The organism is Rhizobium sp. NXC24 (assembly GCF_002944315.1).
GTDB lineage: Bacteria > Pseudomonadota > Alphaproteobacteria > Rhizobiales > Rhizobiaceae > Rhizobium.
Genome location: NZ_CP024311.1, coordinates 2709344 through 2733274, shown reverse-complemented (window position 1 = coordinate 2733274; position 23931 = coordinate 2709344). Strand labels below are relative to the sequence as shown.

At 58.9% G+C, this 23931-nt stretch carries 21 protein-coding genes; 10 read left to right on the top strand and 11 right to left on the bottom strand.

The features are described 5' to 3' along the window. Positions 1–139: 139 nt before the first annotated feature. Positions 140–1306 (bottom strand): hypothetical protein, encoded by a 1167-nt coding sequence (locus tag NXC24_RS13485; RefSeq protein ID WP_104823756.1) that lies wholly within the window; start codon positions 1304–1306, stop codon positions 140–142. 116 nt (positions 1307–1422) lie between these two features. Beyond that, positions 1423–1884: a tRNA (cytidine(34)-2'-O)-methyltransferase gene (locus NXC24_RS13480; protein WP_104823755.1), complete on the bottom strand. Its 462-nt coding sequence runs from the start codon at positions 1882–1884 to the stop codon at positions 1423–1425. Between the two features lie 397 nt (positions 1885–2281). On the opposite strand from NXC24_RS13480, the gene NXC24_RS13475 reads away from it, so the two are divergent. Together NXC24_RS13475 and NXC24_RS13470 are read left to right on the top strand one after the other, a co-directional pair. Beyond that, positions 2282–4135: an ABC transporter ATP-binding protein gene (locus NXC24_RS13475; protein ID WP_104823754.1), complete on the top strand. Its 1854-nt coding sequence runs from the start codon at positions 2282–2284 to the stop codon at positions 4133–4135. A gap of 453 nt (positions 4136–4588) precedes the next feature. After that, a complete protein-coding gene (locus tag NXC24_RS13470) occupies positions 4589–6451 on the top strand; it encodes an ABC transporter ATP-binding protein (RefSeq protein ID WP_104823753.1) in 1863 nt (620 codons plus the stop codon). 55 nt (positions 6452–6506) lie between these two features. Here NXC24_RS13470 and NXC24_RS13465 read toward each other — a convergent pair whose 3' ends face one another. After that, a complete protein-coding gene (locus NXC24_RS13465; RefSeq protein ID WP_104825156.1) occupies positions 6507–7454 on the bottom strand; it encodes an endonuclease/exonuclease/phosphatase family protein in 948 nt (315 codons plus the stop codon). Positions 7455–7923: 469 nt separating this feature from the next. Here NXC24_RS13465 and petA point away from each other — a divergent pair, with 469 nt between their 5' ends. The 4 genes from petA to NXC24_RS13445 all read left to right on the top strand — a co-directional run bounded on the left by petA (position 7924) and on the right by NXC24_RS13445 (position 11345). Then, positions 7924–8502: a ubiquinol-cytochrome c reductase iron-sulfur subunit gene (gene petA, locus NXC24_RS13460; RefSeq protein ID WP_104823752.1), complete on the top strand. Its 579-nt coding sequence runs from the start codon at positions 7924–7926 to the stop codon at positions 8500–8502. Between the two features lie 14 nt (positions 8503–8516). Next, the gene (locus tag NXC24_RS13455; RefSeq protein WP_104823751.1) at positions 8517–9791 is read left to right on the top strand and encodes a cytochrome b N-terminal domain-containing protein; all 1275 of its coding nucleotides are present in this window, start codon (positions 8517–8519) and stop codon (positions 9789–9791) included. Between the two features lie 25 nt (positions 9792–9816). Further along, on the top strand, positions 9817–10683 hold the full coding sequence (locus NXC24_RS13450; RefSeq protein ID WP_104823750.1) for a cytochrome c1: 867 nt from the start codon (positions 9817–9819) through the stop codon (positions 10681–10683). Positions 10684–10802: 119 nt separating this feature from the next. Next, entirely contained in the window at positions 10803–11345 is a 543-nt protein-coding gene (locus NXC24_RS13445; protein WP_104823749.1) for an adenine phosphoribosyltransferase, read from the top strand. 40 nt (positions 11346–11385) lie between these two features. Here NXC24_RS13445 and NXC24_RS13440 read toward each other — a convergent pair whose 3' ends face one another. Both NXC24_RS13440 and NXC24_RS13435 read right to left on the bottom strand, forming a co-directional pair. Continuing rightward, complete coding sequence (locus NXC24_RS13440) at positions 11386–11853, bottom strand: MaoC family dehydratase (RefSeq protein WP_104823748.1); 468 nt, start codon at positions 11851–11853, stop codon at positions 11386–11388. Further along, positions 11850–12314, bottom strand: a complete 465-nt coding sequence (locus NXC24_RS13435; protein WP_104825155.1) for a MaoC family dehydratase — start codon at positions 12312–12314, stop codon at positions 11850–11852. The genes NXC24_RS13440 and NXC24_RS13435 overlap by 4 nt, the downstream gene beginning before the upstream one ends. A 179-nt stretch (positions 12315–12493) precedes the next feature. Here NXC24_RS13435 and NXC24_RS13430 point away from each other — a divergent pair, with 179 nt between their 5' ends. Further along, on the top strand, positions 12494–13615 hold the full coding sequence (locus NXC24_RS13430; protein ID WP_104823747.1) for a hypothetical protein: 1122 nt from the start codon (positions 12494–12496) through the stop codon (positions 13613–13615). A gap of 21 nt (positions 13616–13636) precedes the next feature. On the opposite strand, the gene ychF is transcribed toward NXC24_RS13430, so the two are convergent. Then, positions 13637–14740, bottom strand: a complete 1104-nt coding sequence (ychF, locus tag NXC24_RS13425) for a redox-regulated ATPase YchF (protein WP_104823746.1) — start codon at positions 14738–14740, stop codon at positions 13637–13639. A gap of 292 nt (positions 14741–15032) precedes the next feature. Here ychF and clpS point away from each other — a divergent pair, with 292 nt between their 5' ends. Then, positions 15033–15344: an ATP-dependent Clp protease adapter ClpS gene (gene clpS / locus NXC24_RS13420; RefSeq protein ID WP_104823745.1), complete on the top strand. Its 312-nt coding sequence runs from the start codon at positions 15033–15035 to the stop codon at positions 15342–15344. Positions 15345–15361: 17 nt separating this feature from the next. Here clpS and NXC24_RS13415 read toward each other — a convergent pair whose 3' ends face one another. The 5 genes from NXC24_RS13415 to NXC24_RS13395 form a co-directional block, all read right to left on the bottom strand. After that, positions 15362–15841, bottom strand: a complete 480-nt coding sequence (locus NXC24_RS13415; RefSeq protein WP_104823744.1) for a GNAT family N-acetyltransferase — start codon at positions 15839–15841, stop codon at positions 15362–15364. A 1-nt stretch (position 15842) separates the two neighbouring features. Then, positions 15843–16559: an aminoacyl-tRNA hydrolase gene (gene pth, locus NXC24_RS13410; RefSeq protein WP_104823743.1), complete on the bottom strand. Its 717-nt coding sequence runs from the start codon at positions 16557–16559 to the stop codon at positions 15843–15845. A 75-nt stretch (positions 16560–16634) separates the two neighbouring features. Beyond that, positions 16635–17366: an ABC transporter substrate-binding protein gene (locus NXC24_RS13405; RefSeq protein WP_104823742.1), complete on the bottom strand. Its 732-nt coding sequence runs from the start codon at positions 17364–17366 to the stop codon at positions 16635–16637. Positions 17367–17381: 15 nt separating this feature from the next. Beyond that, positions 17382–19748, bottom strand: a complete 2367-nt coding sequence (locus tag NXC24_RS13400; protein WP_104823741.1) for an EAL domain-containing protein — start codon at positions 19746–19748, stop codon at positions 17382–17384. A gap of 246 nt (positions 19749–19994) precedes the next feature. After that, positions 19995–20612, bottom strand: coding sequence for a 50S ribosomal protein L25/general stress protein Ctc (locus tag NXC24_RS13395; RefSeq protein ID WP_104823740.1), 618 nt, complete (start codon positions 20610–20612; stop codon positions 19995–19997). A 295-nt stretch (positions 20613–20907) separates the two neighbouring features. Here NXC24_RS13395 and NXC24_RS13390 point away from each other — a divergent pair, with 295 nt between their 5' ends. Beyond that, positions 20908–22350, top strand: coding sequence for a hypothetical protein (locus NXC24_RS13390; protein ID WP_104823739.1), 1443 nt, complete (start codon positions 20908–20910; stop codon positions 22348–22350). Positions 22351–22463: 113 nt separating this feature from the next. After that, on the top strand, positions 22464–23918 hold the full coding sequence (locus NXC24_RS13385; RefSeq protein WP_104823738.1) for a hypothetical protein: 1455 nt from the start codon (positions 22464–22466) through the stop codon (positions 23916–23918). Positions 23919–23931 lie beyond the last annotated feature (13 nt).

Sequence of the window (23931 nt, the reverse complement as noted above, 5' to 3'; positions counted from 1 at the left end):
AAGGCATGAATTTCAGTGCTTGGAAACGACTGGTGAGCAGCAGCAATTTTGCTCGCCGGCTAATGATTATATGTCTCCGGTGGCTCGCGGTTCAACACTGCGAACGACATATCTGACAATATTTGCGGGGCGCCTGATTTTAATGCGGCTTCGGCGGCTGCATTTCACCGGATCGGTCGGCTTGCCTCGGCGGGATGTCGGGCAACGTTCTTTCAGAGAAGGCTTCCTTCACCTTCTTGATCGTTGCTGGCTTCCGTGCCGGGCGCTCCGACGGCCGTGGGACGGCGGTTTCGGTTGTCGAGGCATTCGATGCCTCCCGCTCGGCCACGACATGCAGCGCCGGCGCCGCTTGAGTCTCTTCCGAAATTGAGGCCGTGGCCAAAATCTCTTTGAGCACTGCGGTGACAGGCAAATGGCCGGCCAAATCCGTGTTGGTGTGGTGCCAGGCATGCGGAATGCGCTGATCGGCCGGAATGAATGGCCTGGAGTTCATCTCGCCGAACCAGTCCCATTCGCCGATGACATCGACGACATCGGAAAAAATCGGCGGCATGGCGATGCGGGCGCCGATGGTGACGATCTTCAATATCTTCGCCAATGTCGCGGCCCTGGCCTCATCCTGCTTGCAGAGATCGTGAAGGGCGGCCGAAATGACCAGATTGCCTTTCGAGTGGCCGGCCAGGAGGCGGAAGGAGAAGCGAGGATCGGCAAGAAGCGCCCGCACGGTCCTGGTGTCGAGGCTGGTGCGCGAGGCTGTTTCGTCGTCATTCTTGTCGGCGACTCCGAATTTGGGTCGTCCGGCAAAATCGTCCAGCATTTGGAAGACGGGCCGCAGACCTTTCATATGGCCAAAGAAGAAGTGGCCGCCAAAGGCCTCTGTGACGAAGTCAGCCAGACCATATCCTGAAACGACGATGGCGACCGGCGCGCCGATGGCGTCGGCGACATTGCGGGCGAAGGCAGCAGCACCAAGGGCGGAGCCGCCGATGCCCGCGACGGCCAGCGCCTGGGCATCGCCACCGCCGCGAAGTGCGAACTCCTCAAGCGTTTCGCAGAGAGTTATCGCAGCACCGCCGCTCGGCGGCACGATCATGATCGAGCCTTCGGCTGCAAGCGAACCGCTGATGTAGAAGGCCTCTTCCGGGGTGATGACCTTGACGTCATAAAACAGGGCATCGAGCGCAGTGTTGCGCTGGCGCAAAGCTTCCAGAGTGAGATTGCGTAGCGGCGAGCGCTGCAGCCGTTCAGGGAGACTGAGAGTGCGCGCGAATTGAGTAAGGGTGAGGGTGAATGCCGTCTGGAACATGGGTCACCTCGCCAGAGCTGCCGTTAGGTAAAGCACTTCCAGGAGAAAGCTTCTCACACTTTACCCGACGTGCCAACGGCAATTGGCCACTGCAGCGTTCAGATTTGCCGCGACATTTATGACCAGTTTGTCTGCCGCAGTGCCTCGCCCGAAATCATCGCTGCAGACATGGCGACATTGATGGAGCGCTGTCCAGCGACCATCGGGATCAGGATGCGACCATCGGCCTTTTCGTGCACATGATCGGGCACACCGGCGCTCTCGCGGCCGAAGAGCAGGATGTCGTCTGCCCGAAAGGTGAAATCCGTATAGCGTTCGGCCGCCTTGGTGGAGGCGAGCACCAGACGCCGCCCGCTTTCCGCCCGCCAATCCTCGAAACGTTCCCAATTGACATGTCGCGTCAGCGTGACGGTGGCGAGGTAATCCATGCCGGCGCGCTTGAGATTGCGATCCGATATGTCGAAACCGGCTGGCTCGATGATATCGACGCCAAGGCCGAGGCAAGCGGCGAGTCGAAGGATCGTGCCGGTGTTGCCGGGAATGTCGGGCTGGTAGAGGGCGATGCGCAGCGAAGTCATAATCTGCAACTAACGAAATTGCCGGGCGTTGTCTTCGCCTTTTGTCGAATCCCTTGTTTCTGTGATGTCTTCATCAGCAGAATTGAAGATTTCAGGCGCGTTTTTGGGCACATTTCGCTTTCCAAAGCGATTAATGCACGGTAAAAGAGAACCGCTCTACAACTTGCGACATAGGAGGCTCAGATGAATATTTTGTTTGTGATGATGCGCCTCCGAGCCGTGGCCGCGCGGCCATGATGCGGGCGCTTTAAAGCGCGTTTTTGCAAGTTTCCCCTTTTTTGATTCATTGCGCGGCCGATATGGCCTCGTTCTTTCATCACCCGGCCACCATATCAGTCCGCGATCCCTTTTAGACGCGGAAGCGGTGGCCGAAGGGCCTGAGTCTTTGGAGCATTTCATGTTTGGCTGGTTCGAACAGCGACTAAACCCTTTTCCAAGCGAAGTGCCGCACGTTCCGCCGCGGGGTCTTTTTGCCTTCTGCTGGCATTATACCAAGCCGGCCGCGCCCTGGCTGATCGCCATGGCCGTTCTCACCATGCTGATCGCGGTCGGCGAAGTGGCTTTGTTCCAATTCCTGGGCGATATCGTCGACTGGCTGTCGCATGCGGACAAGGCGACATTCCTGCAGACGGAGTGGCATAAGCTCTTCTGGATGGGCGCGATGGTGCTGGTCGGTCTGCCGCTCGCGGCGGTGCTCGACTCCATCATCATGCATCAGGTGCTGCTCGGAAACTATCCGATGATCGCCCGCTGGCAGATGCATCGCTTCCTGCTGCGCCACAGCATGACCTTCTTCGCCAACGAGTTCGCCGGCCGCGTCGCCACCAAAGTGATGCAGACCTCGCTTGCCGTGCGCGAAGCGGTGATGAAGATCCTCGATGTCTTCGTCTATGTCGTCACCTATTTCCTGTCGATGATCTTGGTCATCGCTGCGGCGGACTGGCGGCTGATGCTGCCGATCCTCGCATGGCTCCTGATCTATATCGGCATCGTCAGCTATTTCGTGCCGCGACTGCGCAAGATCGCAGCCGCTCAGGCGGATGCACGCTCGACGATGACGGGACGGGTGGTCGACAGCTATACGAACATCGCGACGGTGAAGCTGTTTTCGCATGCAGGCCGCGAAGAGGGCTACGCCAAAGCAGGCATGAGCGAATTCCTGCAGACCGTCTACGGGCAGATGCGCAAGGTGACGCTGTTCTACATCGCGGTCTACGTCAACAACTGCGTGGCCTTGTTCGTCATTTCGGCGCTGTCGATCTGGTTCTGGCTGAGCGGCTCGATCTCGATCGGCGCGATCGCCATCGCCATCGGGCTTGCCATGCGCGTCAACGGCATGTCGCAATGGATCATGTGGGAAGTCTCGGCACTGTTCGAGAACATCGGCACGATCTATGACGGCATCGAGATGCTGACGAAGCCGCATGACATCGTCGACGTGCCGGCCGCACCCGCGATCACGGCCAAGCAGGGCGCGATCCATTTCGATCATGTCCGCTTCCACTACGGCAAGGCCAATGGTGTCATCGAAAACCTGACCTTCGATATCCATGCGGGTGAGAAGGTGGGTCTCGTCGGCCGCTCCGGCGCCGGCAAGACGACGCTGATGAACCTGCTGCTTCGTTTCTACGATCTCGAAAGCGGGCGCATCACCATCGATGGCCAGGATATCGCCAAGGTGAGCCAGGACAGCCTGCGTTCGCTGATCGGTGTGGTGACGCAGGATACGTCGCTGCTGCACCGCTCGATCCGCGACAACATCGCCTATGGTCAACCGGAGGCGACCGATGCGGAGGTGATCGAGGCGGCCAAGCGCGCCAATGCCTGGGAGTTCATCGAAGGGCTGACGGATATGCAGGGTCGCAAGGGGCTCGACGCTCAGGTCGGTGAGCGCGGCGTCAAGCTCTCCGGCGGCCAGCGGCAGCGCATCGCGATTGCCCGCGTCTTCCTGAAGGACGCGCCGATCCTGGTGTTGGACGAAGCGACCTCGGCGCTCGATTCCGAAGTGGAAGCGGCGATCCAGGAAAACCTCTTCGCGCTGATGCAGGGCAAGACGGTGATCGCCATCGCGCACCGTCTGTCGACATTGACCGAGATGGACCGCCTCATCGTCCTCGACAAGGGCCGCATCATCGAGACGGGCACGCATCACGATCTGGTCCAGCACGGCGGCATCTACGCTGACCTCTGGAGCCGGCAGTCCGGTGGGTTCCTGGCGGACCACGAAGAGGCCGAGGCGGCGGCGGAATGAAAAGAGGGCGGGCTTCGGGCTCGCCCTTTTTGTTTCGGCTAGCTCATGTCGCTGCGTGGAACTGCCTTATTCGATCTTTGTTGTTTCTTATCTATTGAGAACAATTAGGAGGTTATGATGGCCTTATCCAGCGGTCCGCGAATGCTTATCAGTTGCTGCACAATCGCCATTGACTGGATCGCCTCGCCATTTCGACAACCCGGATATCGATGGTCTGAGATCGCGTACAGTATTGGGTTTCGAGACAATTCGCGTTTATTACCTTGTCCGAGGTGAAACCCTCGTCGTCGTACGCGTCTTGAATGGGCGGCGTGACTTGCAAAGCATTCTGGATGTCGACGACAGGGCGCCGTGAATCGTAGCGCTTTCCCTACGTCAAACATGACAAAAATATAAGATTCCATCACGCCTACTTTCCTTTGCACCCCAGGCGAAACCACCTATATCGCTGGGATGCTGATCCGTTCCGTCTATCGCCTGTTCGAAACCTGGATTGATCCCTATTACCGCACTGGCGACCTGCGTCCGCCGCGGTCGCTTTGGGCTTTCATCTGGTACTATGTCGGTCAGGCGAAGGGGCCGTTTCTGGCGATGGCGGCGCTCGGTGGTGCAGTGGCGGTGCTGGAGGCGGCGCTGTTCTGGTTCGTTGGCCATCTGGTCGATATCCTAGACAAGGTGCAGCCGGGAGCGGGCTGGGCAGGGTTGCTTTCCGGCCATGGCGGCGCGCTGCTTGGCATGGTTTTCGTCGTGCTGGTCGTCCGCTTCGTGGTGGTCAGCCTCGGGGCGCTGGTCGAGGAGCAGGTCGTCGTACCCGGCTTCCTCAATCTCGTGCGCTGGCAGGCCTATGTGCATGTCGCGCGCCAGTCGGTGAGTTTCTTCCAGAATGATTTTTCCGGCCGCATCGTCACCAAGGTCTGGTCGGCGGGGCAATCGACCGGCGATCTCGTCGTCTCGCTGCTGCAGGTGGTCTGGTTCATCATCATCTATGCCGCCTCGACCATAGCGCTGGTCGGCGGGCTTGATTGGCGCCTGGCGCTGGTGATCGCGATCTGGATCTGCATATTTTCGCTGCTTGCCCGCTATTTCGTGCCGCGCATCCGGCGACACGCGCGCAACGCTGCCGAGGCATCTTCGATGCTGAACGGCCGCATGGTCGATGCCTATGCCAATATCCAGACGTTGAAGCTCTTCGGCCGCGAAGAGCAGAACGATGATTATATTCGCAACGGCTTCGATCGCTTCCTGGCCGCCGTCATGCCTTTCACGCGGCTTCTGACCGGCGTGCGCTCGTCGCTGGCCCTCCTGTCAGGCGTGATGATCACGACGATCGCGGCGCTTGCCATCCATCTTTGGCTTGCGGGCGAGATTTCCACCGGCGGCGTCGCCTTCACGCTCAGCATGGTATTGCGGCTCAACATGCTCTTCGGCCGCATGATGGCGCAGTTCAATGCGATCATGCGCAATCTCGGCACGATCCAGAATTCCGCCGAGATGGTCTCGGAGCCGATCGGCCTGGTCGATCGGCCGGGCGCCAGGGATCTGCAGATCGTCCATCCGGAAATTCGCTTCGAGCACGTGACCTTCCACTACGGTCGCGGCAGTGGCGTCATAGACAATTTTTCATTGACCGTTCGTGCCGGCGAGAAAGTCGGCATCGTTGGTCGCTCCGGTGCCGGCAAGACGACACTCGTCAATCTGCTGCTGCGCTTCTACGATCTCGAAGGCGGACGCATCCTGATCGATGGACAGGACATCGCCGCGGTCCGGCAGGAATCGCTGCGCGGCGAGATTGGCATGGTGACGCAGGATACCGCGCTGCTCAATCGTTCCATCCGCGACAATATCCTCTTTGGTCGTCCGGAGGCGAGCGAGGAGCAGATGGCGCAGGCGACACGGCGGGCGGAGGCGGATACGTTCATCGCGACGCTGGAGGACCAGAAGGGCCGCACGGGCTATGCCGCCCATGTCGGTGAGCGCGGCGTCAAATTGTCAGGCGGCCAGCGCCAGCGTATCGCGATTGCCCGCGTCATGCTGAAGGACGCGCCGATCCTGGTGTTGGATGAGGCGACCTCGGCGCTGGATTCCGAGGTCGAGGCCGCGCTGCAGTCCAATCTGGAAGCATTGATGGAAGGCAAGACGGTGCTTGCGATCGCGCATCGCCTGTCCACCATTGCCAAGCTCGACCGGCTGATCGTCGTCGACAAAGGCAGGATCATCGAAGAGGGTACCCATGACGAGCTGATTGCCCGCGGCGGCCTCTATTCCGAACTCTGGGCGCGCCAGTCGGGCGGCTTCATAGCAGCCGAGGCCGAGTAGGCTGTCACCAAAATGTCAGACAGCTTTCCGGATAAGCTTGAGCAAAATCAAAGAGCTATTTTGAAACGCTGAACTCCGTCATCAAACCGAAATGGTTCGATCCCATGGCGTCTGTTATCTGTTGCACGGATTTCAGCCGCAGCGGCGGGCGCGCGAAGACATGGTCGATGGAAATGCCATAGGCGCCGGCCATGATCGGCCAGGTGGCGGGTTCTGGAAAGGTGTGACGCAGACCGGTGTCGTTCAGGAAGCCTCGCATATCGGGCGCAATGACCGAAGCGTTGAAATCGCCGGCGACGATCAACGGCCCTTGAATATCTTTCAGGATCGGGCCGAGTATATCCAACTCTATTCCATGAAACTCGTCGAAATAGGGTTTGCTGAGGTGGGCTGAGACAAAGTTAACCGGCTGACCATCCATGTCGATGGTCGCGAGAACGAAGCGATTGTCCCAAAGGCTGCCGAGGCTGTGCATGACCTGCGTCTGGAATGGGCGCTTCGATAGCAGCAGGGAATCGCAATCGCTCGTCATGATGCCGCAGCCGATGCGGTTGGGATAGACGGCGGTTATTCGCTTCATCTCCGATTGGATCGGGCCTGCTTCGAAAATCTCCACGACATCAGCCTTCGAATTGACAATGAGGTCAGCGATCCGTGTGCCGTTTTCGAAATTGCTGTCTTCGATGTTGAAGGAGAGCAGGGTGAAGCTCTTGCTCGCATCGGCCGCTGCCGGCGGGTTGAGCGGAGGGGAGGCAGCATATTCGCGCAGCATCACCACTGAATGAACCGCAAGCCCGGCACCGACAGCCACCAGGAAAACCGCATACCAATGCCGCTTGAAGAGGAGGGCGAGGAGGGCGAGCCCGATGCCGAAAAGGCTGATATGGGTCTGAAGGCTTTCGAAAAAGGCGAGCAGCCATACATCGGTAACATAACGCGCCGCAAGGATGGCCAGTGCCAGTGTAGCAAGGACGCATAGAACGCAGTAGATCGTGTGTCTCATGGTCATGTCCTCAGCCATATCTCCAATGGCTCATAGAGCGGCGGCGCAGCATAAAGGCGCATAAGTCGCTCCTTAAATCCATTCGGATTTAAGGAGTAGGAAGTAGAGCTTAGTATAGATCGGCGGTCAGCCTCATGCTGACCGGGGTGCATTGCAGCATTAAAATCACTGTTTATTTTGCGCTGCGATACGAAAATCTATAGGGCGAATCTCGCGATTTTTCATGCGCTTACGTCTATTTGACCGGCGGTGGGGATTTTAAGCTCGGCACTCACGGCCAAATAGCGCAGTTTTCCCGCGACATTGTGCCCGCACCCCTTGCCAAGACTGGACATAATTTGCGATCAAGCTTAGAACGCGGCGGGTTACGGAGGAATCTATGGCGGAATTATGGTCGCGTTGATTCGCCGGCAGTGAGGGGGTACCGCAGCGTCAAGCTGCGGGTTTTGCGGATGAGGATGGTCCAGCCTTGAGCGAGCACATTACGACGAATGAAACTACGGGCGAGCCTACTCGCCGAGATTTCCTTTATCTGACGACGGGCATGGCCGGCGCAGTGGGCGCAGTCGCCGTTGCCTGGCCGTTTATCGATCAGATGCGGCCGGATGCCTCGGCGCTCGCTCTTGCTTCTATCGAAGTCGATGTCTCGAGCCTGGAGCCCGGCATGTCGATGACGGTGAAATGGCGTGGTAAGCCGGTTTTCATCCGCAACCGCACGCAGAAGGAAATCGATGACGCGAAGGGTGCGCAGATCTCCGATCTGAAGGATCCGAACGCCCGCAATGCCAATTTGCCGGCGGATGCGCAAGCGACCGATGTCGCGCGTTCGGCCGGTGATGGGAAGGAAAACTGGCTTGTCATGATCGGCGTCTGCACGCATCTCGGCTGCATACCGCTTGGTCAGGCGGGAGAATACGGCGGTTGGTTCTGTCCCTGCCATGGTTCGGTCTATGATACCGCTGGTCGCATCCGCCATGGGCCCGCGCCGCAGAACCTCGCTATTCCGGTATATGCGTTTACCGCAGAAAAAAAGATCAAGGTCGGTTGAGGGGGAGCTGAATCATGAGTGGTCATTCGTCTTACGAGCCATCAACGGGGCTCGAAAAATGGGTCGACGCGCGGCTGCCGCTGCCGCGTATGGTCTATGACAGTTTCATCGCCTATCCGGTCCCGCGCAATCTGAACTATGCCTACACGTTCGGCGCCATGCTGGCCGTCATGCTCGTTCTGCAAATCCTGACCGGCGTCGTTCTTGCCATGCACTATGCGGCGGATACGACAATCGCCTTCAATTCGGTCGAAAAGATCGTTCGCGACGTCAATCATGGCTGGCTGCTGCGCTACATGCATGCCAACGGCGCGTCCTTCTTCTTCGTGGCGGTCTATCTCCACATTGCCCGCGGCCTTTACTACGGTTCCTATAAGGCGCCTCGCGAAATCCTCTGGATCCTCGGCGTGATCATCTATCTCCTGATGATGGCGACGGCTTTCATGGGCTACGTTCTGCCCTGGGGTCAGATGTCCTTCTGGGGCGCGACCGTTATCACCGGCTTCTTCTCGGCCTTTCCCTGGGTCGGCGACTGGATCCAGACCTTCCTGCTCGGCGGCTTCGCCGTTGACGATCCGACGCTCAACCGCTTCTTCTCGCTGCACTACCTGCTGCCGTTCATGATCGCGGGCGTGGTTGTCCTGCACATCTGGGCGCTGCATGTGACCGGCCAGACGAACCCGACCGGCGTCGAAGTCAAGTCGAAGACCGACACCGTGGCCTTCACACCCTATGCGACGCTGAAGGATGCGCTCGGCGTGTCTATCTTCCTGCTGGTGTTCGCCTATTTCGTCTTCTACCTGCCGAACTTCCTCGGCCATGCCGACAACTACATTCCGGCCAATCCGCTGAAGACGCCGGCCCACATCGTTCCGGAGTGGTACTTCCTGCCGTTCTACGCGATGCTGCGTTCGATCACCTTCAACATCGGCCCGATCGACTCCAAGCTGGGCGGCGTTCTGACGATGTTCGGCGCGATCATCGTGCTGTTCTTTCTGCCTTGGCTCGATACCTCCAAGATTCGCTCGGCGGTCTATCGTCCTTGGTACAAGCTGTTCTTCTGGCTGTTCATCGCTGATGCCATCCTGCTCGGCTGGCTCGGCTCGCAGCCGGCGGAAGGCATCTACACGACGGCTGCGCAGTTCGCGACGCTGTTCTACTTCCTGTTCTTCCTCGTCGCCATGCCGGTCCTCGGCCTGGTGGAAACACCGAGACGCATTCCGAATTCGATTACGGAAGCGGTTCTTGAAAAGCAGAACGGCAAAACAGCCGCTCCGGTTGAAGCATAACCGGCGACGATAGAGGAAGAGAACAATGAAAAAGCTTGTTGCCGGCCTTCTGTCGATCGCCCTCATCGGTGGCTTCGCGACCGTTGCCGCCGTTGCCGCGGAGACCAAGCCCGCCGCCGAAGCTGCGACGCCGCACTATCCGCTCAAGGAGCCGAGGGAGCAGCACTGGACCTTCTCCGGTCCCTTCGGCTACTACGACAAGGGGCAGCTTCAGCGCGGCCTGAAGGTCTATACGGAAGTCTGCTCCGCCTGTCATTCGATGAAGCTGGTTCCTTTCCGCACGCTGGAAGAACTCGGCTATTCGGAAGCGCAGGTCAAAACCTTCGCGGCCAATTATGAAGTACAGGACGGTCCGAACGCCCAGGGTGAGATGTTTACCCGCAAGGCGGTTCCATCTGACCACTTCCCGCCGCCGTTCCCGAACGATGAAGCGGCTGCGGCCTCGAACAATGGCGCGGTGCCGCCGGACATGTCGCTGCTTGCCAAGGCGCGTGAAGTCGAACGCGGTTTCCCGCAGTTCATCTTCGATATCTTCACGCAGTATCAGGAAGGCGGGCCGGATTATATCTACTCGCTGCTGACGGGTTATGAAGAGCCTCCGGCTGGCTTCACGGTTCCGCAGAACTCGCACTACAACCCGTATTTCGATGCTGCCGCGACCTTCGCCATGCCGAAGCCGCTCTCCGACGGCCAGGTCACCTATGACGATGGCTCGCCGCAGACGGTCGATCAATATGCAAGGGACGTCTCATCGTTCCTGATGTGGGCTTCGGAACCGCATCTCGAAGCCCGCAAGCAAACCGGCTTCATGGTCATCGTATTCCTGCTGATCTTCTCGGTGCTGATCTATCTCACCAAGCGGTCGGTCTACGCCAAGGCCGGCGCCCACTAAGCGGCTCGGCCGTATAATCAGAGAAGGGCGGTCGTCAGAGGCCGCCTTTTTTGTTGGTATCGTGCACGGGTCTTGATAGGGTGCGGCCGGCCCCATCATAGCCTGAGAGTACATATTTCATGAACACTATCGCTTCGGAGCTTGCCGCCAGCATCCGCTCCATTCCGGATTATCCAAAACCCGGCATCATCTTCCGTGACATCACCACGATGCTCGGCGATGCCAGGGCGTTTCGCCGTGCCGTGGATGCTCTCGTGCATCCCTATGCCGGCACCAAGATCGACAAGGTCGCCGGCATGGAAGCACGCGGTTTCATTCTGGGCGGCGCGGTGGCGCATCAGTTGTCGGCCGGCTTCGTGCCGATCCGCAAGAAGGGCAAGCTGCCGCACGATATCGTGCGCATCGCCTATAGCCTCGAATATGGGGTCGACGAGATGGAGATGCACCGCGATGCGGTCAATCCCGGCGAGAAGGTGATCCTGGTCGACGACCTCATCGCCACTGGCGGCACCGCCGTCGGCGCCACCCAATTGTTGCGCCAGATCGGCGCCCAGGTCGTTGCCGCCTGCTTCGTCATCGACCTCCCGGATCTCGGTGGCCGCAAGAAGCTGGAAGCGCTCGATGTGCCAGTTCACACCCTGGTGGAATTCGCCGGACATTGAGGAACAGCATGCCTTCGCCTCTAAAAGAGGGCGAGGGCATTTATTCGAACTCCAGCACGGTGCTCTCGAACCGTAACACCGCCGTGCCGTGCTGGTTGGTTCCGTCGCAAAGGATGGTGTTGAGCGTCCAGCCGGGGCGTGAGCTCAGTGGGCGGCTGGCGAGCAAGGTCACTCCGTAGGTGACAGTGTCGCCGGCAAAGACCGGGCGAAGCCATTGCAGCTTCTGGAAACCGGGCGAAGGGCCGAGATTCGGCGGTTTTCTGCCTTCGGCGTGGAGGCGGGCGGTTTCGCTTTTCCAATAGTCGACGAAGGTGCGCATCCAGACCGAGCAGGTGTGCCAACCGGATGCGCAAAGCCCGCCGAACAGCGTGTGTCTGGCCGCTTCTGCATCCATGTGGAAAATCTGCGGATCGAAGCGCGAGGCGAAACGGACGATATTTTCGACCGTGAACGTATGGCTGCCGATCTCGGCGCGCGCACCGATCGGATAAAGCTCCGTCATCTTCATGCTGAAGCCTCCGCGGGCAAGCGCATGCGGATCATCGTCGCATTTTCGCCGAGGCAAACCAGCTCACCGCGCTGGTTTTCTACCTCATGGCGGAACTTGACGATGCCGATGCCGGGGCGAGAACGCATGGCGCGGGATTCGAGCACGATCGACCGGCCCGACAGCGTATCGCCCGCCAGCACCGGCTTCTTCCAGTCCATGAAGTCGATACCCGGCGCGCCTTCGGCCTCGGTGTTGAGCAGATAGCTGTCGGTCATCATGCGCATGAACATTGCCGAGGTGTGCCAGCCGGAGGCGGCGAGCCCGCCCAGGATGCTGGCGCGGCCGGCAGCTTCGTCGAGATGCATCGGTTGCGGATCGAATTCGCGCGCAAACTCGACGATCTCTTCGGCAGTCACATGTTTCGGGCCGAGCGGAAACATTTGTCCGGCCTGAAAATCCTCATATGTCAGTTTTGCCATATTCGTCACCGACTTCTTCATTCCGTCCGTGCGCAATCGCACGGCAACCGGCAATGGCGCAAGCATTTTCATGGTCGCGACAGGAAAAGGGGTGCGGCGAATGGTGTGCTTCGCAGCCCTTGATTGTGCAGCGACGATGTGGTGAGGCTTGGCGACCGCAACACCACGCAGGAACAGACATGAGCGATCTCAAGACCGCGCTGGAAGGCGCCGCCGGCGAGGGGATCATCTCCTCGGATCAGGCCAGCAGGCTTTTGCCTTATCTGGCCGAGCGAAATATCGGCATCAAAGCGGCTGCCGTCAGGAACGATCTTTCGCAGCCTCGCGAGGACGATATTGCGAATCCGCTGGAGGACAGCGAAGCGCCGCGTTTCATCCGCGGCTTTCATGACGTGCTGATCACCATCGGCATCATCGTCCTGCTTTCCGGCTTGTGGGGGCTCGCCGGCTACTACGCGACGCTGCCGGCCATCATCATCCTGGCCGAAATCCTGGTCCGTCGCCAGCGTCTGGCGCTTCCCGCCGTCGTGCTGACGATCGCGCTGGTTTGCTTGACCTTCTGGGCAGCCGTGACGTATTTCGGCACCCGAAATGCCGCCAGCCCGGGCCTCATGACCTCTTGGATCATGATGGCCTTGCCATTGCCGCCGCTGCTGGCGCTGTATTATTGGCGCTATCGCGTACCGCTGTCGCTGGCGATGCTGCTCTTCTCGCTGTTCGTGCTCATGCTCGCCGGCGTCTTCTATCTGATCGGTCTTGCCTCCGGCGCATCGAATGTCGTCTTGAGTTATCCGCTGCAGTCGTTCGTCATCATGTTTACGGCTGCGCTCGGGGCATTTGCCGTGGCGATGCGCTTCGATCTTAGCGATCCCGACCGCAGGACGCGTCGCTCGGATGTGGCTTTCTGGCTGCATCTCGTGACGGCACCAGCTCTGCTTTACACGGCGTTCTTGCTGGTATTTCAGCTTGAGGCAGACAGGAGCGGCGCGTTCTTTGCCGGCACCGAGCATGGTACCTACGTGCAGGCGCTGACCATCGTCGCCATTGTGGTGGTCATGATGCTGATCGGCCTGATCATCGATAGACGTGCTTTCGTGACCGCAGGGTTGATGTCACTCGGCGTCGCGATCGGCGCCATTCTGCGGCAGAATAATGCCGGGCTCGACAAGGTCAGCTTCATCGTGCTGATGATCGTCGGCTTGATCGTGCTGGTGATCGGCGTCGGCTGGCCGCATCTGCGCCGCGCTGTCGTCCGGCTGCTGCCGGCATCGGTCCAGGGAAAATTGCCGGCGCTCCGGTGAGGCCGGCAATCCCGTCATGCCTTACGTGTTGAAGCGGAAATGGATGACGTCGCCGTCCTGGACGACGTATTCCTTGCCTTCGTCGCGCGCCTTGCCGGCTTCCTTGGCGCCTGTTTCGCCGTTGTAGGCGATGTAGTCGTCAAAGGCGATGGTATTGGCACGGATGAAGCCGCGTTCGAAATCCGAATGGATAACGCCGGCGGCCTGTGGAGCCTTGGTGCCCACTTCGATCGTCCAGGCGCGCGTTTCCTTGGGGCCGACAGTGAAATAGGTGATGAGGTGCAGCAGCTTGTAGCCGGCGCGGATCAGCCGGTCGAGGCCGGCTTCGTCGAGGCCGAGGGCGGAGAGGAATTCCTTGGATTCGTCTTCCGGCAACTGCGCGACTTCCGCTTCGATGGCGGCGGAAATGATCACCACTTCGGAATTCTGTTCCTTCGCCATGGCGGCGACGGCAGCCGTATGCTCGTTGCCGGTCGCTGCATCGGCCTCTGCGACATTGCAGACATAGAGGACCGGGTGAGAGGTCAGAAGGTTCAAGCCCTTGAGGATGCGGGTTTCTTCAGCGTCGAGCTTCGACAGCAGGGTGCGCACCGGCTTGCCTTCGTTCAGCAGTTGGAGCGAGGCTTCCATGATCGGCAGCATCGCCATGGATTCCTTGTCCTTGCCGGTGGCGCGCTTGCGCGTTTGCTCGGTGCGGCGCTCCAGGCTATCGAGGTCGGCAAGCATCAGCTCCGTCTCGATCGTCTCGGCGTCGGCGACCGGATTGATGCGGCCTTCGACGTGGGTGATGTCGCTGTCTTCGAAGCAGCGCAGCACGTGCACGATGGCGTCAACTTCGCGGATATTGGCGAGGAACTGGTTGCCCAGGCCTTCGCCTTTCGACGCACCACGCACCAGGCCGGCGATGTCGACGAAAGAGATGCGCGTCGGGATCAGCTCTTTCGACTTGGCAATGTCGGCAAGCTTGCGCATGCGCGGATCGGGAACCGCCACTTCACCCGTGTTCGGTTCGATCGTGCAGAAGGGATAATTCGCTGCCTGCGCCGCCGCGGTCTTGGTCAGCGCATTGAACAGAGTGGACTTGCCGACATTTGGCAATCCGACGATACCGCATTTGAAACCCATGGCACCTTGTCCATATCTTGAAAAACTTTGCTGTGCGTATGGGCGAAGGGCCGTTGCGGGTCAAGCCTTGCACGGCGGATGCGCCGTTTTTCTGTAGAGAAGGATGGTCGGAGGAATCCAGCGATTGTGATGGAGTCATGATGTTGCGGGCGGTGAGCGAAGCTGCTGTTCACGGTCGATTGATCTGACCGCCCTTCCGAAAACGTTGTTTTCCTTGAATGCTTGGTTGCGGTGCAGTATAAATTGCCCATCAGCCACAAATTTCTTTTCCCTGTCATCAACGGTGAGCCCGATGAGTGACAATGATGTCATCCTAAAACCCAAGACTAAGACGAAGCCGAAGCTCGATCGGCCGAAGCTTTATAAGATCATTCTCGTCAATGACGACTACACCCCGCGTGAATTCGTCATCATGGTGCTGAAGGCCGTGTTCCGTATGAGCGAGGAGACCGGCTATCGCGTCATGATGACCGCGCATAAGCTTGGCACCTGCGTCGTCATGGTCTGCGCCAGGGATATTGCTGAGACAAAGGCGCAGGAAGCGATCGATCTGGCGAAAAGCGCCGGCTTCCCATTGATGTTCACCACCGAACCGGAAGAATAGGCGCGGGCGGCGATATATCAGCCGGCGGCAGAACGCCGGATCTGGAAGCCTGTCTTGTCCTGTGAAAAGCCGCAATTGGCGTAGAAGCGCAGCGTCGCCGGATCCTTGGAGCCCGTGAGCAACATTACCTTATAGCAATTCTTCTCCCAGGCCGTCGCGACCGCCGTTTCGATCAACGCCCGAGCATGGCCGCGTTGGCGGTGATCGGCATGGGTGACGACGTTTTCGATCAGCGCATAGGAAGCGCCGCTACGCGTCAGGTTGGGGATAACGACCAGGGTGACCGAGGAAATGGCGAGTTCGCCTTCGAAGCCGACGAAAATTGTCATGCCCGGATGGGCAGAGATCGCGGCGAACCGATCCTCCGCAAATCCGGAATCCATATCGGGATCGTCGTGGTTGAGATGGCGGTAGAGAGCTAGCAGCGGCGGCAGGTCGCCGGCTGTGGCCGGGCGGATGACAATACCCGCGGCCCCGTCTCCCGCTGCCTCAGCCATTTCAATCGTCCTTCTTGCCGAACATTCTCTTCAGCATCTCGGCCATCGGGCCGCTCTCAGGCATTCGTGGCTGGTTGTGACTGCGGGCCTGATGGATGTGCGATTTGGCCACGGCCTTCTTTTCCGGCTTCGGCGTCTCTTCTTCCGCCTTACCGCCGAGGGCAAGAGCGATCTTGTTCATAAGCTGCGAATCTTCGCCGCGCACGAGCATGTCGGCATTGTCGGCGAGCGCGTCGAATAGAGGTTCCAGCCAGCTCCGGTCCGCCTTGGCGAAATCGCCGAGCACATGATTGTGCACCAGCTCCTTGATGCCGGGATGACCGATGCCGAGACGCAGCCGCCGGTATTCCCGGCCGCAATGGGCATCGATCGATTTGATGCCGTTATGGCCGCCATGGCCGCCGCCGGTCTTCAGCCGCGCCTTGCCGGCCGGCAGATCGAGTTCGTCATAGATCGCCACTAGGTCGGAAGGCTCCAGCTTGTAGAAGCGCATGGCCTCGCCGACGGATTCGCCGGAAAGGTTCATGAAGGTCTGCGGCTTGATCAGCAGAACTTTCTGGCCGCCGAGCTCGCCTTCCGAAATCTCAGCCCTGAATTTTTTCGACCAGGGCGAAAAGCTGTGGCGGCGGTGGATCGCGTCCACGGCCATGAAGCCGATATTGTGACGATTGCCTTGATATTTGGCGCCGGGATTGCCGAGACCCGCGATAAGAAGCATTGCGCTTCACCCCTTGGAAAATGCTGATGCCCTTCACCACAGGGAATTAGCGGCAAAGTCAAGGCGGCAACCTCGTCAGTTGCCGAGGTTCAGGCCGTACTTCAGGAATATCTGCTTCTGCGTTCCGCCGGCGATCAGCTTGTCGAGCGCAGCCTGCATCTTCTTCAGAATATCGTCCGGGAAATCCTTCTGGCAGGCGATGCCCATCGCCTGTTCGGAGAGGACGGTGACCTGTTCGACGGCATCGCCTTCCTTTTTCAGCTTGTCAAAATAGAGGACCGAGATCGGCATGAGGTCGATACGGTCACTCATCAGCTTTTTCAGCGTCGCCCGGAAATCGGCGCCGACATCGATCCGCGGAAAGTTGGCTTGCCGCAACACAGTCTCGGTATAATCGCCCCGCCATGTGCCGACGAGATAGTTCCGAGCTTCGTCGAGCGTGTCGGCGGTTACGGGGGACCCGGTATGCTTGATCAGAACATTGCGATCGATCAGCAACGGTTGAACCCATTTGAACAGCTTGTCGCGCGCGTCATTGTGAGCGGTGACAAAAACGCAGGTCATCGGTACGGTCAGTGCCTGATTGTAGGCGCGCGCCCAGGGCAACACATCGATCGAATAGTCGACGCCGATGTCGGTCATAATCTTCTCCACCTGCTCGACGGCCGCGCCCATGGGAGTCTTGCCTTCGCGATAGTTGAAAGGCGGATATTCCTCGGTGGTAAAATTGACGGTTGCGGCTTTAGCCGTGTGATGAAGGCTGAGAGAGGACAGGCTGAAAAATACCAGAAGAAGCAGTTTTCGCATGTAGTTCCTCTTTCTCTATGATGCTTGCGCTACGGGGGTGAGGTAGTCAGCCTGCGGTCCCGCAAGCGCCTTCATGAGATCGTTCGGATGCTGCGGCCGGTGGAACAGGTAGCCCTGGCCATAGTCGAGCCCCATGGCGCGCAGGGTTGCGCACTCTTCCTCGGTCTCGATGCCTTCCGCAATAACGGTGCAGTTCATCTTGTGCGACAACGTCGTGATGCTTTCGACCAGCATGCGGCTCTTAAGGCTGACATCGGAGGCAGTATCGTTGATTGCGCGGACGAAGGATTGGTCAATCTTGATGATGTCGACCGGGAAGCGGTTGATATAGCTCAGCGACGAGTAGCCAGTGCCGAAGTCGTCGAGAGCGATGCGGCAGCCATAACGGCAGATCTCGTTGATGACCGTGCGTGTCTCCGGATTGTCGTCCATCAGCACGGCTTCGGTGATTTCGACGACGATACGTTCCGGGCGGATATCGTGGCGGGAGAGCAGGGCCGCGATGCGCATCGGCAGGCCAGACTCGAATTGCAGCGGCGAGAAATTGATGGCGAGGTAGGTATTCTGCATGCCGTCGAGGCGTGAGAGACGGGCGAAGTGGGAAATTGCCTTTTCCATGATGCGGTTGCCGATGCGTATGATCGAGCCGGTCTCCTCGGCAACGTCGATGATCCGGGCCGGCGGCAGGATACCCTTCTGCGGATGATGCAGCCGCATCAGCGCCTCGAAGCCAGCGATGGAGCGGTCATCGATATTGACGATCGGCTGCAGGTGCGCTTCGAACCAGTCGTCGCTCAGGCCACTTTCGATATGGCTCTCCAGCTCAGCCCGGCGGCGGGAATCGTCCAGCATGCTGTTATCGAAGATCTGCGCGCCGTTCTTGCCGTCGCGCTTTTTGGCATACATTGCTATATCGGATTTCAACAGCAGTTCTGCGGCGTTGGCGGCCTGGCGTGGGTAGATGGCAATCCCGATGCTGGCGCTGAGGCGGGCATCGCCGCCGAAAGGCGTCTCGAAGACTTCGGCGATGCGGGCCGCCATATCGAATGCTCTTTTCTCGGCATCTTCGGCAAGCAGCAGGATGGCGAATTCATCGCCGCCGAGACGGGCGGCGATGTCGCCTGGGGTCAATCGTGCCTGCATGCGCGAAACCAGTTCGCGCAGCGCCGCGTCACCGGCGGCATGGCCCATGTTGTCGTTGATCCATTTGAAGCGGTCGAGATCGACGAAGAGGCAGGCGAGCTCGCGCTTGCGCAGATCCGCCTCGTTGATCTTCGCATCGAGTGCCGTCTCGAAACCTTGACGGTTCAAAAGGCCGGTCAGATGGTCGGTGATTGCCTGGCGCAGGTTGCGGTCTTCGGACTGCTTGAGGTCGGTGACGTCGGTCATGACCGAAAGCGTAAGGCCATCCTGGATGGCCGTCGTTTCGAGGATCAGCACGTCCATGACCCGGTCATCCCGGCACTGGAACTTCACCGTGACGTCGAGACGGGCAGCGCTGTCGAGACGGCTGCTCTTGCGTTCGGTGTATTCCTCGCGCGATTCCGGCAGGACCAGGCTCGCAAATTTACGTCCCAGCACATCGGCCCGACCATAGCCTGTGGCGGCGAGCCAATAATCGCTGACGGCGGCAATGCAATCGTCATCGTCGAGCGAAAACAGCATGGCCGGCGTCAGATTGTAGGTGTCGGTGGCGCGGCGGTGGGCAAGCTTCAGTTCGGTTTCTTCGCGCTCCAGCTTGCTCTGCATGTCGTTGAAGCTGCGGGCGAGGCGTCCCATCTCGTCGTTAGACTGCCAATCTACGTGATGGCGCGAGCCGAGTCGCCGGGTCGCCTCGACCGCGTGGGTCAGCCGCATCAGCGGCTGGATGATGAAGATGCGGTTGCCGATGAGGGCGGCGCCGAAGACGGTCAGGACGGCGAAGATGAAGATCGAGATGAAAACGATCTCCTCGTTCTTCAAGCCGTCGAAGAGACCGAGAGCTGGGTAGTAGACGGTGATGGTGCCGAGATTTTTCGCGCCGTCCACGCCGTTGTAGATGATCGGGCGGGCGATGGATTCCAAGAGGCCCTTGTAGGACCTCGGGATGGTGGATTGGGTAACATCGAGCTGGCCGGAGACGTCGCGGACATTGACCTTGACGACCGCGCCCTCGGCGACCGTCGTCGCGCTGATCTGGGTCACGCTGTCTTCATCGAGGTCCCATAGTGGCTTGGCCAGCGCCTGGGCATTGGCGACGAGCAGGACGGAAATATGGTCTTTGATTTCCTTTTCGGCGCGTTCGGACGAAAGGAAAAGGAACAACACGAAGAGCGGCGCGACGAAAACCAGCAGCGCGCCGCAGACGATCGCGAAAAACCTGTTCTCGACGGAATGGCTCATAGTTCCGCTTGCTCCCCAGTCGTAGACCGGCTGATCTTAGGGCTGGGCCTTTCTCTACAACTCTTTCGCGTAAACTTTCACGAATTTGTTAAATGTTGCTGAAACCGCGGGGTTAATGGATTTAAATAGAGTATTGATTTCAAAAATTATTAGATTTCTTATTTCTTTTATTAGAATCTATACATGAAAAACCCGCCGTCCCCTGAAGGGGAGGCGGGTCTGAATGTGTCGCGATAAAGAGGCCGATTAAGCGTTGGCTTCTTCTTCGCCGCCTTCTTCTTCGTCGGCAAGACCGGCAGCCGGAGCGGCGATCGTTGCGATCGTGAAGTCGCGGTCGGTGATGACCGGGGATACATTCTTCGGCAGGGTGATATCCGAGATGTGGATGCTGGCACCAGCCTTGTGACCGGACAGATCAACAGTGAAGAATTCCGGGATCGCATCGGCCGGGCAGTGGACTTCGACTTCGTGGCGAACGATGTTCAGCACGCCGCCAGCCTTGAGGCCCGGGGACTTTTCGTGGTTTTCGAAGTGAACCGGGATTTCAACGGTCACCTGGGTGTTGCCGGAGACGCGCAGGAAATCGACGTGGATCGTGAAGTCGCGGACCGGATCGAGCTGGTAGTCCTTCGGCAGAACCTTGATCTTCTTGCCGTCGACGTCGATCGTCGCGATCGTGGTGAGGAAACCACCGGCATGAATGCGCTTCGTCACCTCATTGGTGTTGAGAGCGATCGAAATGGGGGCCTGCTTGTCACCATAGATGACAGCGGGAATGAAACCGTTGCGGCGAAGTTCACGGGCGGACCCCTTACCAACCCGTTCGCGCGCCTCGGCCTTGAGCTCGTAGCTTTCCTGGCTCATGGCTATTCCTTTCGAGGTTATTTGGAGAGTTCATCCGTTCATCGGAATCGGGTGAACTGGAGGAGGGCGAGCCCTGCCTCATCCGCGTTGCCTCCAAGGGTGTCTACGCGGACGCGTGGCGTATAATACAAAGAGGCCGGCGGTGCAAGCATCTCTGGAGAAAGCGCATCTGTGATGACATTGCAACTCATGATAAAGAGCCGACGATGCTATTTCTATCAATGGCTTGACATATACCCTCGGCCTCTTCAACAGTCGAATCCAATCGATCAGCGTCAAAGGGAAAGGTCGGGTTATGCGCCCCAAGGCTATCGCCGCCGCCGCAGTTTTTTCCATCGGTCTCGCGGCCGTTTCGCAGGCGGCCGACGTCAATGAGCAGGGCGCGAAGGAGCTGCGCAATATCCTGACGCATTCGCTCTCGCGCGATCTCGCCCGCAGCGGTTTTGTCGCGGTCAAACCGGCCGGCGATCAATACGAGATTACCTACGATCTCGCGAAATTCTTCGACAAGGTCAATTCCAGCGCGTTTTCCGTCACCGGCTTGAAGCCGCTCTCGCTGTTCGCGCAGTCGCTCGATCAGGGCAGATGGCATCTGAAGGGCGACAACAGCGTTGATATCTCGGTTCATTCGCCTGCGTCCGACCTCACCTATTCGGTCGCATCCAGCTCCGTCGAAGGCATTTTCGATCCGGCGATCGAGATGATGCGCTCGATGCAGGTGAAGAGCAGCGGCGCCAAGTTCTCCAGTATCGGCAGCGGCAAAGATGCCGGACGTAAGGTGGATGCCACCATCGAGAGCGCATCCTTCACCCATGCGGTGACCGACAGTACCGAGGCCGGCAAAGTGGACCTGCAATCGCAGGGTATGCTGCAGCATTTCAGCGAACAAACTGCTGCACCCGGCGCGCCATCCGTTAACCTCAGCGCTGACAGCATCGACGTCAAAGTGACCGCGACGAGCTTGCCGGTGAAGGAGTTGCGTGAGCTCATTCGCTTCTTCGTCCAGCACATCAAGGCGAAACAGTTATCGGAGAGCGGCAGCAAGAAGTTCGAGGAACTGGTGCGCCGCGCCTTGCCGGTATTCGGCTCGCTGAATGAGACGGTGACGCTGAACAATGCGCTGTTTGCGACCGATAAAGGGAAGGTCGGCGTTAAGAGCTTAGACTATAGTTTCAAGATGGATGGTCTGACAAAGGCCTCCAACATCAATTTCGGTGTGCGGGCGGAACATTTCACGCCGGACGCCGATCTTATTCCGCCAGCTTATGCGGCTTTCCTGCCCGAGACGGTCGATGTGCAGCTCGGAATTCCCAACATCAACTTCGATGGTCTCGTCGACACGGTTCTGGAAGCCGTGGCGGAACGCGCCACGCCGATCTCGGGCGAAGCATTGAAGCGCACCATGTTCCCGAGCGGCTATGGGACCCTCGAATTCCCGAGGATCAGCGCGACTTCCAGTGTTTATGACGTTGAGGTTTCCGGCGCGTTGAAGGGTTCCACGAAGCACCATGCAAGCTATTCGCTGCAGGCGACCATTCTTGCACGCAATTTCGACGGGACCGTTGCCGCCATTCAAAATGCTGCAAAGACGGACCCGCAACTAAACAGCGTTTCCTTCAGCCTGCTGGCCGCCAAGGGCTTTGCCAAGACCGATCCGGATGGCCGTCTGCGCTGGGACGTCACGATGGATGAAAATCGGACCGTCACGGTGAACGGGCAGGTGATGAAGGCTCCCTGAGGCCACGTCCAGCTTGCAAGCCGGGGGGCGGGCAGCGTCATCATTCAATTGAGAATCACGTTTAGGGTTTTCCCGCTTTCAAATTGTTTTTCCTAGCATCACGGGGGTGAATTATGCGTTTTAAAACAGTTGCCGCTGCGGCAGTTTTCGCCGTTGGTCTGGCCGGCGCCTCGCAGGCAGCCGACGTCAATGAGCAGGGAGCAAAGGACCTGCTCGGCAACCTGACGCATTTCCTGCCCGACGATCTCGTTAAGAGCGGCTTTATTGCTGTGACGCCGACGAGCGGTCACTATGAAATCACCTATGACCTGCAGAAATTCTTCGACAAATTGAACGTCACCGGTTTCGACATTACCGGGCTGAAGCCGTTGATCGCCCTTGCGACACCGCTGGACAGCGGCCTGTGGAACATCGAGGGGAACAATGCGATCGACGTGACGGCGCGTTCGAAGCCGGGCAGCAGCCCGGATGCAGAATTCCGTTATGGGGTGGCATCGTCCAGTTTCACGGGCGTCTTCGACCCTGCTATCCACTATGTTCGCTCGATGGACGTGAAAGGCAACGGCATCACGCTCGCCACCAAGATGACTGACAATGGTGTGGAGAAAAACGATATCACGATCGATGGTATCAACTACGCGCTCTCGTCATCCAGCAGCGGCGAGCCGGATAAGCTCGACCTCCAGATGATCGGAGGCCTGCAATCCTTCCAAGACAAGGTTTCTTCCGATTCTGCGACGCTTGGCGAATTCAAAATCGGAGCGATCGATTTCAAGGCCAGTGCGACCAAGCTGCCGCTGAAGGCGCTGAACGAGATTTTGCGCTTCGTCTCCGACCACAAGGACACAAAAACCCTGTCCGACAGCGAAAGCGCGGCGCTCAAGGCATTGCTGCGGAACGCGATGCCGATTGCCGACTCGTTCGAAGAGTCGGTCTCCGCCAAGGATATTTCCGTGACGACTCCGCTCGGCAATGGCGGGCTGCAGCAGGTGGGTTACTCATTCAAGATGGCCGGGCCGGCCAACGCAGTGAATGCCGATTTCGGCATGCGTGCCGAAAAGCTGACCCTGGCCTCCGGCCTGGTGCCTGAGGACTATATCGCCTTCATTCCCGATGCCGCCGAACTGCAGATGCAACTTCCCAACCTGAATTTTACCGCCCTGTTGGATGTCCTGCAGCAGGCCGATTTCAGCAATCCCGAGGGCACGCCCTCCGTGGATGAAAAGTTGCAGCAGGCCATGTTCCCGGACGGAACGATGACGATCAATTTTCCGAAAATCAGCGCGGCTTCGGGCCTTTACGACATTGAGGCTTCCGGCAGCATGCGCGGTTGGTTGAACGAAAAGGACCGTGTCGCCTTGAAGATGACGGTGCTTGCCCGCGATCTCGACAAGACCATTTCTGCCGTTCAAGACGCCGCGAAGACGGAACCGGACCTCAATCAATTGTCCTTCGGTCTGATGATGGCCAAGGGGTTTGCAAAGACCGATCCCGACGGTCGCTCGCGTTGGGAGGTCAACATCGCCGAAGACGAGTCCGTGACGATCAACGGACAAGTCATCAAATAAGCCGCCCGAATTT